Genomic DNA, 14,685 nt, shown 5'->3' with positions numbered 1-14,685 from the left:
GCCTAGCGCAATTTAATTAACAATATCAATAAAACGAACAATTATTTAGGAGTGATTTATGTCTAGTTTAAGTATGCGCCCGTGCGGAGATTTTCGTACTAGCTATAAACAAGATAATACAATTTTTGAAACAAAAACCATCCGTTGGGTGACCATCTTTACCATTATAGCGTTGTGCTTTGCACCGTTAGTTGTTGATGGTTACTTTATTACCTTATTAATTCAAATATCCTACTTAGGCATTGCTGCATTAGGTTTGAATATTTTAGTTGGCTACACCGGACAAATATCGTTAGGGCATGGTGCTTTCTTTGGTTTTGGTGCGTTTGCCTCGGCCTGGTTAAACACCAGCTTACATATTCCAGTGTTTTTATGTATTCCTTTAGCGGGTTTCTTAACCATGGGCGTTGGCATGATGTTTGGTGCGCCAGCTGCTCGAATTAAAGGTTTATATTTAGCGATAGCAACACTTGCATCGCAATTTATTATTGAAGATTTCTTCGCTCGTGCAGATTGGTTTTCTGGTGGTGCATCGGGTTCAATGGCCGAACCAGTAAGCTTATTCGGTTTTGCTTTTGATACCGACCAAAGCTTTTACTATATAGCGCTATTTTCTCTAGTCTTTATGTTTATCTGGGGTTGTAACTTAATGCGTAGCCGTGATGGACGTGCTTTTGTTGCTGTACGTGACCATTACTTATCTGCTGAAATCATGGGCGTAAAGTTAAATAAATATCGCTTACTTTCATTTGGTATCTCTTCTTTTTATGCCGGTATCGGTGGTGCGTTATATGCCCATTACTTAGGTTATGTATCGGCGGAAGGTTTTACCATCATGATGTCAATTCAGTTCTTAGCCATGATCATTATCGGTGGCTTAGGTTCGATAAAAGGTACTTTGATGGGGGTCATCTTCATGGTGTTCTTACCTGAAGTATTAGAAAGCGGTGTTGGCGTAATGAAAATGACTGATTGGGGCAATATCCCTATGGTAGTTGACGGTTTAGCTTACATCAAAGAAATGGCTATTGGCTTAGTTATTATCGGCTTCTTAATTTTTGAGCCAGAAGGAATAGCGCATCGTTGGACACAAATTAAAAACTATTGGAAATTCTATCCATTTGCTTACTAAGTGATTTTATTAAAACACTTGATAAATGAATGGTGAATAAATTGCAGTTATACCGATTGAATTAATTAAGAGGTCAAATTTTAATGAGAGTAAATTTTTAAGAACAAGGCGTTTGATTGAGTAATAGCTGGCTATTGAGATTGAAAGCAACGATGTTTTTGGACATTTAGACCATTGAAAAAAATCACTTCGTTAGTTTGATTGGTATGAAATAGGGATATTAAAAAGGTAACTGCGAGAAAATAAGCGTAAATATAAACATAAAAATAATACTGCTTACCTATTTATATAAACAGGTTACTTATATAAAGAAGTACTAAATAAAAAGTTGAGGAACGTTCAAATGAATAGCATTAAAAACAAAAAATTATTACTAAGTTCAATTACTACTTGTATTGCTTTAAGTTTTACTAGCCAAGTTCAAGCAGAAGATTCTGTTTTTGTTGGCCATTTAGCCGACATGTCAGGCCCTACTGCTTTTGTTGGTAAAAATTATGCCAATGGTGTGCGTGATTCACTTGCTTATATAAATGCCCATGGTGGTATTGACGGTACTAAACTTAGATCTGAAACCATTGATTATGGTTATAAAGTTCCACAAGCCATTGCTGCTTATAAAAAATGGAAATCACGCGAAGGCATGGTTGCTATGCAAGGTTGGGGTACAGCGGATACTGAAGCATTAATCTCGTTTGTTGCTCGTGATAAAACACCGGTTTTCTCAGCGTCTTATTCTGGGCATTTAACAGACCCTACAGGTAAAAACCCTCATACGAAAAAACCTGCACCTTATAACTTCTTTTATGGCGCATCTTACTCAGATGCTTGTCGTGGTTTAGTGCAATGGGCATCGGATGATTGGAAAAGCAAAGGCAGTAAAGGAAAGCCAAAATTTACTCATATTGGTGCAAACCATCCATTCCCAAATGCGCCTAAAGCGGCTTGTGCAGAATATGCAGAAGAGCTTGGCTTTGATGTTTTACAACCAGTAGTTGTTTCTATGAAACCAGGTGATTTTAAAGCGCAATGTTTAAGCATTAAAAGCTCTGGTTCAAATTACGGTTATGTTGCGAACATAGGTGGTTCAGTACTGTCGTTAATTAAATCTTGTGACACAGTCGGTGTAGATATTCAATTTATGTCAAGTATCTGGGGTGGCGATGCAAATATGTTCAATGCTGCAGGTTCAGGTATCAAAGATTACATCTTCCCAACGATGACACCATTTTGGGGTGACGATGTACCAGGTATGAAATTGGTACATGAAATTTCCAAAATGTCAGATAAATCAGGCGAAGAACAGCGCGTTCATCACTACATGCGTGGCGTATGTTCAACATACTTCATGAAAGAAGCGATGGAATGGGCTAAAAAGAACGGTGGCATCACTGGCGAAAATGTTAAAAAAGGCATGTACGTTAACAAAAACTGGGTACCTAAAGGTCTAGAAGGCGTATGTTTAGCTGCTAATTGGAGTAATGAAGATCATCGTGGTATTAACCAAGTAAATATCTATAAAGGTAACTACGAAAACGGTGGTGTTAAAGTTGAAAAAGTATCACAAGTTACCTTGGAACGTCGTGATGATTGGTTAGGTTACTAATCCTCGTCATACTTGGCACCGTAGCTTTATTGTCGTCATTGCTCGCCACAATCACTTAGTGTACTAAGTTCATGTGGCTCGCAACTCGACGGCTTCACTACTGCACCAATTATTTAGAGGATCAAAACCTAATTTATTATTGAGACAATAAAAATTAGGCAAGTATATTTTTAATTACCTGATAACTATTCAGCTTGCATAAGTTGGGTAGTTATAGTTTTAACGGAGTATAGATGTATGTCACAGGCGGCAGCAAAAATTCAAACAGCTACACCAATGTTATCGGTTAATAACATTGAAGTGGTTTATGACGAAGTTATTCAAGTACTTCGAGGGGTAACATTAGATGTCCCAGAAGGAGACGTTGTAACGTTACTTGGTCCTAATGGCGCAGGTAAATCAACAACATTAAAAGCAATTTCAGGCCTACTTAAATCAGAATATGGTGAAGTGACTAAAGGTGATATTACCTTTATGGGCGAGCGCATAGATAAGAAAAATGGTGAAGATGTTGTACGTAGTGGTCTGATCCAGGTGATGGAAGGTCGTCGTATTATCGAAGATATGACCTCGATTGAAAACCTAAAATTAGGTGCTTATACACGTAATGATTCACAAATAAATCAAGATCTTGAAATGGTGTTTAATTATTTCCCACGTTTAAAAGAACGTACAGGTCTAGCCGGTTATTTATCAGGTGGTGAGCAACAAATGTTAGCCATAGGTAGAGCATTAATGGCTCGTCCTAAAATGATTTGTTTAGATGAGCCATCCATGGGTTTATCACCATTACTGGTTAAAGAAGTATTTGGTATTATTAAAAAAATTAATAAAGATCAGGGTATTACCATGTTGTTAGTTGAGCAGAATGCTAACTATGCAATAAGGGCTGCTGATTACGGGTACATTATGGAGTCAGGTAAAATTGTACTTGATGGTACTCAAGAGCAATTACTTAGCAATGAAGATGTTAAAGAATTCTATTTAGGTGGCGGCAACGAAGAACGTAAAAGCTTTAAAAACTTAAAATCTTATAAAAGACGTAAGCGTTGGTTATAAGCCACGTACATTCCAGACTATTTCCATTTCACTTGATTTTGTTGTCGAAAGTGCTCACTTACTATCGTAAGCTCCGCGCTGTCTCCTAAAACTCGAATGAACTGACTTCTTTCTGAAAGTACGTGAAGTAGTAAAAGCAAAACGATATAAAAAAGTACATGAAAAATTAACGTTTTCATATTTATAAATTATCATATTTCTAAATAATCGAGTTACCATGAAACAATATTTTTACGAAAGAGAATGTCAAAACCCTGAGTTACGTGAGCAGTCTCTATTAGAGCGTTTACCTTCTTTTATCACCTATGCGAAGCAAGAATGTCAGCATTATGGGCAAATTTTACAGCATATAGATGCTGATAAAATTACTAGCCGAGAATTGCTTGCGCAACTTCCCATTACGCGTAAATCAGACTTAATGAAGCTACAAGCAAAAAATTCACCACTGGGTGGTTTAAATGCTAACAAGGCTAACATAGGCAGAATTTTTCAATCACCAGGACCTATTTATGATCCTGAAAATACCAGTGATGATTGGTGGCGTTTAGGCCAAGCATTTTATGCTGCTGGATTTAGAGCTGGTGATATAGTGCAAAATTGTTTGTCTTATCACTTAACACCCGGCGGATTTATTCTTGATTCAGGCGCTAGAGCTTGTGGTTGTGTGGTTATTCCAGCAGGGCCTGGGCAAACTGAGCAGCAGCTCGACATCATTGAGCATTTAAAACCTCAAGGTTATAGCGGTACACCATCATTCCTGAAGATTTTACTCGATAAAGCTAAAGCTGAAAATCGAGATATTTCAAGTGTTACTAAAGCGTTAGTTACAGGCGAAGCGCTTCCTAAAGGACTTAGAGCTGAATTTGATGCTGCTGGTATTAACACCTTACAAGCCTATGCTAGTGCAGATGTTGGCCTCATTGGTTTTGAATCTAAAAGTGATGATGGTTTTATTATTGCTGAAGATTTATTGGTAGAAATTGTCCGTCCAGGTACTTTAGAGCCTGTTGCGGATGGCGAAATAGGTGAAGTTGTTGTCACCAGCTTTAATGTAGATTATCCACTTATTCGTTTCGCTACTGGAGATTTGTCTGCAGTGAAATCAAGTGAAAGTGCTTGTGGTCGGACTAATATGTGTATTAAAGGTTGGTTGGGTCGCGCAGACCAAACGACTAAAATTAAAGGTATGTTCGTGCATGCAGAGCAAATAGAGCAAGTACGACAAGCCTATCCTCACATCGCTAAAATGCGTTTGTCAGTAACTCAGGTTAATTATAATGACCAAATGAACTTACAATGTGAATTAGATAGTAGCGGCTATTCTGAGGCTGATATTGCCGGTGCAATTGAGAATATTAGCAGCAGCTTGAAAAAAACAACCAAACTTAACGGTGCGGTTGAGTTGGTTGCGGTAGGCACTTTAGCAGATGATGGCAAAGTCATTGATGACTTACGACCTATTGGCTAAGTTTGCGTTACTAATCTTTTTAGCAACGGCTTTATCTCTCACTTTATCAAAAGTGAAATAATCGTAAAGCCAGCAACATAGGCAAATTTTTATCACTTATTTGCCTATGCTCTTATCAAATTAAATAAGGATTTTTATGAACGAACAAGCTTTCCAAGATTGTTACCCTGAAGAATTAAGCCATTGTTATGGTTGTGGTAAAAACAACCAAGACGGTCACCAATTAAAAAGTTACTGGCAGCATATTGATAAGAATGATTTGTTAGCTAGCGTAACTATTGCTCGTTTTACTCCGTCTGATATTTTCACCGCTATTCCTGGTTTTGTTTATGGTGGCATGACAGCCTCATTGATTGATTGTCATGGTACTGGCAGTGCCTCAGCTATGGCTTACCTTGCACAAAATCGTGAAATGGGTAGTTCACCTACATTACGATTTGTCACTGGTGCGTTGAATGTTAGTTTCTTAGCACCAACACCACAGGGCGTTGAGTTGGAATTAATTGGTCGTTTTAGTCAAGTTAAAGACCGTAAAATTGTCGTTGATATAACCTTATCGGCTGCTGGTGTTATTTGCTCAAAAGGACAAGTTATCGCAGTATTGATGCCAGATACTATGGCACCTAAGAAATAGGGAACACGGGCAACTTAGAGTTTTTCTGCAAGGAAATAAAGGTTGCCAATAAGGTCATGAAAGCAAACATATATTCGTTTTATTTATGTATCTTTACAAATAATAACGAGTATTTGTCCGTCTAAAGGGACATTATAAGTGATAACCCAAGGAGCTAATTATGTTAAAAAAAGAAAGTACCGGTCTGATTGTTGTCGACATACAAGGGAAATTAACGCGTTTAGTTCATGATAGTGATGCGCTTGTGTCAAATTGTGAAAAGCTCATCAAAGGGGTCCAAGCCCTTGATTTACCGATTTTATGGCTTGAACAAAACCCAGAAAAAATTGGCCCAACAGTTGATGAATTGAGTTCGCTACTTAGTTCTCCTACTGGTCATCAAGAGCCCATTATAAAATATACCTTTGATGGTTGTGAAAACGCTCAATTTATTGAAGCAGTTAAAGCCACTAACGTTGATACATGGATTGTTTGTGGTATTGAAGCACATATTTGTGTGTATCAAACCGCGATCAGTTTAAAACGTATGGGATATGAAGTACAAATCGTTTCAGACTGTGTTTCTTCTCGTGAGCTCGATAATAAAAATTTAGCCATAAACAAACTTGTTAACAATGGCGTTGAGTTAACGGGATTGGAAATGTGTTTATTTGAACTGGTTAAAGACTGTCGAACCCCTGTATTTAAAGAAATACTTGTCTTAATTAAGTAGTGATATGAACGCCTAGTTATATATCGATTAAAACACTGACTCCCCAAGCTTCAATACTATTGAAGCTTTTTTTATACTTAAAAAAATTCAAAAAACACTCAACACCTACTCCTCAATCGATGTATTTTCCTATATCGACTAAGCTTAGCTATACCTCATAAAGAATCGAACCACTTGGTAATAATCAAGAAGGGGATAATAAGCTATGAATATTCATATGATTGTTTCTATTACCTTGCTTATTTTAGCTGTTGGCGTGTTTGCCATTATTCTCGCTCGTTTTATACGCATACCCTACACCTTATTATTAGTTGTACTCGGGTTTTTTCTGTCCTTGTTCACGGTAGCATTTGGCATAGATACCGGCGTGAGAGCGAGTAATTTTCAGGATTTGATGTTATTTATATTGCTGCCAGTATTAATATTTGAAGCGGCTTTTGCTTTGAACAGTAAACTCTTATTCAAATATTTACCCAACGTACTAACGCTTGCGACGCTTGGTTTGATCATTTCTACGCTTGTTATCGCTGTTTTCCTTTATTTTGGTATCGCTCATTCAGGTTTTCCTTTCATCGCGGCATTATTAACGGGTGTTGTTATATCAGCAACGGACCCGGTTGCTGTGGTTGGTCAATTGAAAGCGTTGAAAGCGCCTGATGATTTAAACGTGTTAATTGAAGGGGAGAGCTTATTTAATGATGCAACGGCGATTGTTTTATTTAGTATTATTCTCAGCATTGCTTTAGGTCAAAGTGAGCCAGACTTGACGTCTGCCATTATCACGTTTAGCAAAGTATTTTTTGGCGGCATTATTGTGGGTAGTGTATTTGGATATATTGCAGCACTGTTAGTTAAAATAATTGATACATCTGTGCCACATATGGTGGTTATTACACTGTTTCTAGCTTATGGGACCTTTTACATCGCGGAGCACTTATTTCATGTCTCAGGTATTGTGGCAGTTATGTTTGCTGCATTACTTTTTAAAAAATCAGCACAGGATCAGCTAAAGGATGTTCACACCGGTTTGCACAATATATGGGAGTCACTTGGTTTCATTGCCAATATTTTTGTTTTTGTCTTGTTGGGATTAGTGGTCAGTCTTAATATGTTTACTCAAATGTGGCTAGCCATAATATTAGCAATAGTGGGGGCTTTTATTGCGCGAGTCATCGCAGTCTATTGTTCAGTATGGTTAAATCAGGTCATTGTGGGACAGCCTATTAACCGTAAATATCCACCCATCATGATCTGGGGGGGATTACGCGGAGCGGTCACCATTGCATTAGTTTTGTCATTGCCAACCGAGTTACCCTATTGGTGGACTATTCAATCTATTGGCTTTGGCATTGTACTTTTCACTCTCATTGTTCAAGCAACAACAACTCCACTGTTAGTTAAAAAACTCAACATTTAACGTATCTAAGTACCTAGCTTATGGACGTTATCCCCGTAATGTTTAATCGGAGGGCCAGTTCCTAAAAAGTAATGGAACTTTGATAGTGACCTCGAACATAACATTTACGTTAAGATCTTGAGTTAACTACATTGATCTTGAATATAATGGATTTTCATAATGACTCTAGTTTTGTTTTTATTAGATAAGTTATTATCAATCAGTGCATTAAGTTATAGTTTCCCTCATTTGTTAGCTCTGTGAATATTTCCTAATACTCACTTCACGATATTAAAATGTCCTCGTTTATAAGGTCATCAAACACCTTTTTCAATCAATTTATTTTACCGGTCGAACGGGACAATCTCATTAAAATTTCAAAAAATATAAAATAATTATTCAGATAAAAATTGAAAGTTATAAAGACATTAACAGGTCAAATTAGGTGGTTACTTTTATAATTGGTCATAATTATTTTAAGAAAATGATGATCTTGAACTAAGATTAAAGGTGCTGTAGGCAATATTTTTATTTAAACTGAACATGATTCATATGTAACTTAGCTTAAAGCAAAATGTGGCCTGATCTATAACTAAAAACTAATGGGAGAATACAATGAATCAGAGCACTAAAACAAAACTTCAAGGTACCGCGGTAGCACTAGCCGTTGCTGGTTTAATGGGATGTACTGCAGTTGCAGGCGACTCAAGTACTAAAACAGCTAAAACTAGCGCAACCAATACGGTTGAAATGGCGCATTGTTACGGCGTGAATAAATGTAATGGTCATAACGACTGTAAAACGGCTGAAAATGCCTGTAAGGGACAAGCGGTTTGTAAAGGCCATGGTTTTGTTGCTATGTCGACTAAAACCTGTGACGACATTGGCGGTAATGTACAAGACGATTGGCGTGGCGTAGTTGATACTGCTGAGTTGACTCATTGTTACGGCGTCAATAAATGTAATGGTCATAACGACTGTAAAACTGCTGAAAATGCGTGTAAAGGTCAAGCCGCATGTAAAGGCCATGGTTTTGTCGCGTTACCAGCACAAACTTGTGATGATGTAGGTGGCACTGTTGGTTCATAACTTGATAACAAATCAAGCTAGCGCTAGAGAGTATTCACTCTCTAGCGCTGTTGACGGTATCGCTCCACCTGATGATTTCCTCGGCTTTGGTTTAGGACTAAGAACAGATCATTTTCAAGATGTGCTAGCAACTAAACCCAATATTGATTGGTTTGAAGTTGTCTCTGAAAATTTTATGGTAGACGGTGGTAAACCCAAACACTATTTACACGCAATCCGTGAGCTTTATCCTATGGTGATGCACGGTGTCTCGTTGTCTATTGGTTCAACTGATCCGTTAAATATGCAGTATTTACGGCAGTTAAAAGTCCTGGTAAACGAACTACAGCCACAATGGATTTCAGACCATCTTTGTTGGACAGGCGTTAATCAAACGAACAGTCATGACCTATTGCCTTTACCGTATAACGACGAAGCATTAAATCATGTTTGCGATCGTGTTGACCAAGTTCAAAATTTTTTAGGCCGTCCTATCCTTTTAGAAAACCTATCTAGCTACATTACTTATAAAGAATCTGAAATGAGTGAATGGGACTTTTTCAATAATGTTGCTCGTCGCTCAGGCTGTAACATTTTGTTAGATATAAATAATATATATGTCAGCGCACGAAATCATGAATTTGACCCACAAGATTATCTTGAAGGTATCGACAAAGACAAGGTCAAGCAATTTCATTTAGCGGGTCATACTGATTACGGAAATTACGTTATTGATACCCATGACCACCCAGTTGCTGATCCTGTTTGGGCTCTATATAAACAAGCATTACAAAGGTTTGGTTGGGTAAGCACTATGATTGAACGCGATGATAATATTCCGCCGCTGGCTGAGCTATTAGCTGAAGTTGAAACCGCACGGAACATTGCTTACGATACTTTAGGTCAATTGGAGCGAGTGAAGCAACGGGAGGTAGTAACGTAAGTGGATAAATTACCGTTAGCATCATTACAGCAAAAATTAATTGATTATTTAGTCGATGACGACCCCAAGGTCACGACTAATATTATGGAGCAGATTAAGGACCACGGCAGTATTACCCGTGATGTTCGTCTTCATATATACAAGAACGCTTACCAAGCAAGACTGAAAGAAACCATTGAAAACGACCATGAAATGTTAGGTTTTTTCCTTGGTGATGATTTATTTGATCAAATGGTCTTAGGTTATATTAATGCTTACCCGTCTGATAATACCTCGCTTAGATATTACGCTGATAAATTACCATTGTTTTTAGCCAATAACGTGCCATTTAAAGATCATCCTATTATTAGCGAATTAGCCCATTTTGAACGCTTACTTATGGTGGCATTTGACGCGGCTGACGCAAAGCGATTTACCCGTGACTTACTCGCAAATACGCCGCCTGAACATTGGCCTGATTTAGTTTTTCGTTTTCACCCAAGTGTTCAACTGGCGCACTTTCATTACAATAGTGTGGAAACTTGGCAAGCGCTAAAACAGGAGCAATCACCTGAGCCAGCAAAAACGCAGCATAGTGATTGGTTGCTTTGGCGAAATAATGATCGCCTAACGCAATTTCGTTCCTTGCCACAGCAAGAATATAACCTGATCACTATGATTTTAAATGGTGCGAGTTTTACCGCTTTATGTGACTTTTTACTCGAAGAAGTGAGTGAAGAGCAAGCTAGCCAAGTGGCCTTAAATTATCTACTAAGATGGCTAGATGATGGCATATTAATAAAACAAGAATTTCTTCAGCAGTGACGTATAAGTTATCGATAAAGACCGATACTAATTGTATCGGTCTTTATGTTTCTACTCACTTAGTTCTAGCTCGTCTCTAGCTCAGTGGTGTAAGTAGCGAGTCCAAGATATCGTCAGTTAAACTCAGCTTATTATCACTGACTTCTTCAGATAGCAAGGCTTTGGCGAGTTCGGCTTTGTTTTGCTGAATTTTTTGAATCTTTTCTTCTATAGAGTTTTCAATAATCAATTTGTAAACAAACACAGGTTTGTTTTGTCCAATTCGATAAGCTCTATCAGTGGCTTGGTTTTCTACTGCTGGGTTCCACCAAGGATCAAAATGAATAACCGTATCGGCTGCTGTTAAGTTCAAACCTACACCACCAGCGCGTAAGCTAATTAAAAATACCGGCACTTCACCGCGTTGAAACTTATCAACTACCTCTTGTCTTTTAGTGGTTGAGCCCGTTAATTTAACATAACCAATACCTGCATCGATCAACTCATCCTCTATTAAAGAGAGCATGCTGGTGAACTGTGAAAAGATTAATATTTTACGGCCTTCATCTATTTGCTCTGGCAGTGTTTCCATTAAATAATCAAGCTTAGCGGATTGATTTACTTTTTTAGCGCCTTCAAGTTTCAATAACTTAGGATGATTACATACCTGTCTTAGTTTTAATAACGCATCCAATACTTCTATCTGACTGCGTTTTAAACCTTTATCAGCAATAATATCTTTTAAGCGACTATCCATCGCTAAGCGCACCGATTCATACAACTCAGCTTGTTTCCCTTCAATACGCAAGGTTTGAATTATTTCAGTTTTTGGTGGTAATTCAGTGGCTATTTTGTCTTTGGTTCTACGTAAAATAAACGGCTTAATACGCTGATTTAATAACTGCTTACGCTCTAGCTCACCATGTTTTTCTATAGGTGTTCTAAAGAGTTTAGTAAATTGTCTTTGTCCGCCTAAAAAACCAGGCAGTAAAAAATTAAATTGTGCCCAGAATTCGCCTAAATGATTTTCCATCGGCGTACCCGTTAAGCACAATTTATGCTGCGCTTTTAGTGTCAGAAACGCTTGGTATAATTTAGTTTTGGTATTTTTTATATAATGGGCTTCATCAAGCACAAGGTAATAAAATTTTCGGTCAGTGTAATGTGCTAAATCTTTAGTAATCAACGCATAACTGGTGATGATTATATCAACCTGATTTTCACCATTTTCGACGCCCTCAAGACAGCCAAATTGCTCATGACGTTTGTTACCGTGTAATACTTGATAAGAAAGTTGAGGGGTAAATTTATCTATTTCATTAGCCCAGTTAAAAATAACACTGGTAGGCGCAACGATTAATATCGGTTTAGTCAGTCGACCTTGCTGTTTTTCAATTAATAAGTGCGCCAAGGTTTGAATGGTTTTACCCAAACCCATGTCATCAGCCAAAATACCGTTTAATTGGTATTCGCGTAAAAACTGTAACCAGTTTAGTCCTTGGTGCTGATAAGTTCTTAACGTCGCGTTTAAACCTTCGGGTACAGGAATCGTAGTTACTTGTTGAAAGTCTTTTAGTTTATCAGCCAGCGCTCTTAGCTTACTTGTGCCTTTTGCTATCATGCCTTGGTCATCTAACATCGATAACGTTTGATGCCCTTGAAAACGCGATAGCTCTATAGTGCCATCATGGCTTAAGGCATTAGGCATAAATAGTTCAATGAACTGTTTTAATATTGGCTGCACGCTTTGATAACGTAGGGCAACAAAACCACCATTGTCTAAATCTACATAAATAGGGGAGTCAGGAGAAATAAGGTCTTCTTTTTCGCGGTCAAGTAATGCTGATCTCGGTAGCTGCTCAATAGCGCTAAGCAAAATAGGAAACGCAGGCATTTTTTTACCATCAATGGTTAAGTTTAACCCTAATGAGAAAAAGTCATGATCATCGGTTTCCATCACTTCGGCATCAAATACGCTATCAGTAGAAAGCGCTTTATAATAAAAATCATCAGCAAAAGTAATATGCCAGCCTAGATCTTCAAGTGGTGATAATTCTTGATGTAAAAAGCGTTGCCACAAGACACTGCCTTGCATCAGCATGGCAAATTCAGGAGTTTTACTTTTGTTCAAATCGTCCTGACTAGTATAAGTGTAACGTTTAGGTTTAGGTTGAGGGTTAAATTTCAGCGTGGTCAATTTATCAATAACCGTTTGCTCAAAGGCTAAGTCACGATAAATTTTTATCTCGCGTGGACTTACATTTTCACGCTCAACTTCATCCTCAATATTACTATAAGCACCACTCTCAATATTACTATCGGCATCACTCTGGGCATCACTATCAATACTAAGCTTAGTTACGTTTGATGGCGTAATCGTAACGTTTTCATCATGGGGATTAACTAAATTACCTTGATAGGAAAAATTAACCTGCACATAACCCGTTTGTCGATTAGAGGCTACTGGCGTAGTAAAGTGCAAGTACACATCAGGTTGTGTTAACTCTTGTGAGTATTTTGTTTTAGGTTTAGGCAAACGCTTCACTGCATCACCTAAGGACATAGATAATTTACTCATTATCCAGGGTAATTTATCTTCTTCAAAAATAGGGGAATTAAGTAAACCTGCTTCAAAATCACATTGAGTATTAGTATTAATTTTTCCAAAGCAATTTTTTTCTTCGTCATAAAAACACAGTGGCTGTGCTTTGATAATACGAATACTTTCTGATGGCTGCATTAAAACAAGCTTTAACGTATGTAAACTGTTGCCCAACGCTAACCACTGCCATTCTGCTTCTAGTGGCTCACTTAACGTCACCGGCTCGCTTAAGTCGTACGTTGTATGCCAAAAGCTACGATTAGTTTTTATAATGCGTTCAAATAAATCAAAATACTTAATGGTATCGCCATACTGGTTAGTACGCATAAGCTCGGTAAGTACAGCAACATCCTCGTCATTCGCATAGGCACTATTAATCAACGAACTGGCAGAATATTCACTGCCAATAGAACTATTCCAACCGCCACTATTTTTTGGTCGAGCTGACTTAATACCTAAAGTTAAAAAGTCGTCTTCGTTATATGGGTTGGGCTTTAAAAAGTATAATAATGATTTTTGCTGGGTATTGGGCTGGTATCTAGTTGGCTGAGCTTGAAAACGGTTAAGCCATTTATCTATTATTGTTTCTGAGGTAGCGATGCTGTTTCGGTCAAAATGTTCGTGAATATAACACTGCGCTAACGCTGAACCATGTTTACAATCGCGACCGACATAACAATCACAATAACTGGCAATATCACCAAACTTACCATCAAAGACTAAACGCGTTAAATAACTTGATTCGCGCGAGCGCTCACTAAAAACTACACCGCGTATTACTTCACCGTCAAGGGCGCAGGTTTTAACGCCATTTGCCTGAAAAATTCTCGCGCCTTTTTTCCATTCATTTTTGGTAAAGTGTTTTTCAAGTAATTCAGGAGTAAACGTGTTTTTGGCCATAGTATTTAATTATTAAGAATTCAAATCGATCGGTAAGTTGGAAAGTTGGGTCGTTATCTTTTATTAATAAGATGAAAAATATCAATAAAATGATAAATATCAATTACAGCAATAGAACCTTCAGGGTTAATTGCTAATAGCGGGCCACTCATTATGTAACTTCGATAGTACCATATAGACTGCTTATTCATAAGTACGGTAACTGTATTTCAATCAAAGATGTTCAATGATTTTCACTTTACTTTGAACATCTTTGATTAACCTCGTAGATGAAATGACCTGCTACGCCAGTCACAGCTCTTTTTTGCTTCAGAATAGGTCCCTTGTTATTTAAGTAAATTAACCAGGGACAACCTAGTTAATTTACTAAATAAACAGTAAAATC

General features: G+C 37.7%; 11 protein-coding genes. 10 read left to right on the top strand and 1 reads right to left on the bottom strand.

Features of this window, described 5'->3' with window-relative positions; genetic code table 11:
• The first annotated feature begins 58 nt into the window (after positions 1-58).
• The 10 genes from CPS_RS15230 (at position 59) to CPS_RS15185 (ending at position 10,819) form a co-directional block, all read left to right on the top strand.
• Positions 59-1,132, top strand: a complete 1,074-nt coding sequence (locus CPS_RS15230; protein WP_011044175.1) for a branched-chain amino acid ABC transporter permease — start codon at positions 59-61, stop codon at positions 1,130-1,132.
• 343 nt (positions 1,133-1,475) lie between these two features.
• A complete protein-coding gene (locus tag CPS_RS15225; RefSeq protein ID WP_011044174.1) occupies positions 1,476-2,735 on the top strand; it encodes an ABC transporter substrate-binding protein in 1,260 nt (419 codons plus the stop codon).
• 276 nt (positions 2,736-3,011) lie between these two features.
• Positions 3,012-3,794, top strand: coding sequence for an ABC transporter ATP-binding protein (locus tag CPS_RS15220; RefSeq protein WP_011044173.1), 783 nt, complete (start codon positions 3,012-3,014; stop codon positions 3,792-3,794).
• A gap of 217 nt (positions 3,795-4,011) precedes the next feature.
• Positions 4,012-5,262 (top strand): phenylacetate--CoA ligase family protein, encoded by a 1,251-nt coding sequence (locus tag CPS_RS15215; RefSeq protein ID WP_011044172.1) that lies wholly within the window; start codon positions 4,012-4,014, stop codon positions 5,260-5,262.
• A gap of 136 nt (positions 5,263-5,398) precedes the next feature.
• Positions 5,399-5,896, top strand: coding sequence for a PaaI family thioesterase (locus CPS_RS15210; RefSeq protein ID WP_011044171.1), 498 nt, complete (start codon positions 5,399-5,401; stop codon positions 5,894-5,896).
• Positions 5,897-6,056: 160 nt separating this feature from the next.
• A complete protein-coding gene (locus CPS_RS15205; protein WP_011044170.1) occupies positions 6,057-6,608 on the top strand; it encodes a hydrolase in 552 nt (183 codons plus the stop codon).
• A 205-nt stretch (positions 6,609-6,813) separates the two neighbouring features.
• Positions 6,814-8,025: a cation:proton antiporter gene (locus CPS_RS15200; protein ID WP_041737079.1), complete on the top strand. Its 1,212-nt coding sequence runs from the start codon at positions 6,814-6,816 to the stop codon at positions 8,023-8,025.
• A gap of 594 nt (positions 8,026-8,619) precedes the next feature.
• The gene (locus CPS_RS15195; protein WP_011044168.1) at positions 8,620-9,093 is read left to right on the top strand and encodes a BufA2 family periplasmic bufferin-type metallophore; all 474 of its coding nucleotides are present in this window, start codon (positions 8,620-8,622) and stop codon (positions 9,091-9,093) included.
• Between the two features lie 58 nt (positions 9,094-9,151).
• The gene (locus tag CPS_RS15190; RefSeq protein ID WP_041737941.1) at positions 9,152-10,015 is read left to right on the top strand and encodes an MNIO family bufferin maturase; all 864 of its coding nucleotides are present in this window, start codon (positions 9,152-9,154) and stop codon (positions 10,013-10,015) included.
• The gene (locus CPS_RS15185; RefSeq protein ID WP_011044166.1) at positions 10,016-10,819 is read left to right on the top strand and encodes an HvfC/BufC N-terminal domain-containing protein; all 804 of its coding nucleotides are present in this window, start codon (positions 10,016-10,018) and stop codon (positions 10,817-10,819) included.
• Positions 10,820-10,895: 76 nt separating this feature from the next.
• Here CPS_RS15185 and CPS_RS15180 read toward each other — a convergent pair whose 3' ends face one another.
• The gene (locus CPS_RS15180) at positions 10,896-14,300 is read right to left on the bottom strand and encodes a DEAD/DEAH box helicase (RefSeq protein WP_011044165.1); all 3,405 of its coding nucleotides are present in this window, start codon (positions 14,298-14,300) and stop codon (positions 10,896-10,898) included.
• Between the last annotated feature and the right edge of the window lie 385 nt (positions 14,301-14,685).

The sequence above is a fragment of the Colwellia psychrerythraea 34H genome (assembly GCF_000012325.1).
In the GTDB taxonomy this organism is placed as follows: domain Bacteria; phylum Pseudomonadota; class Gammaproteobacteria; order Enterobacterales; family Alteromonadaceae; genus Colwellia; species Colwellia psychrerythraea_A.
Note: the sequence above shows the minus strand (reverse complement) of the source record. Positions and strands in the feature narration are given on the sequence as shown.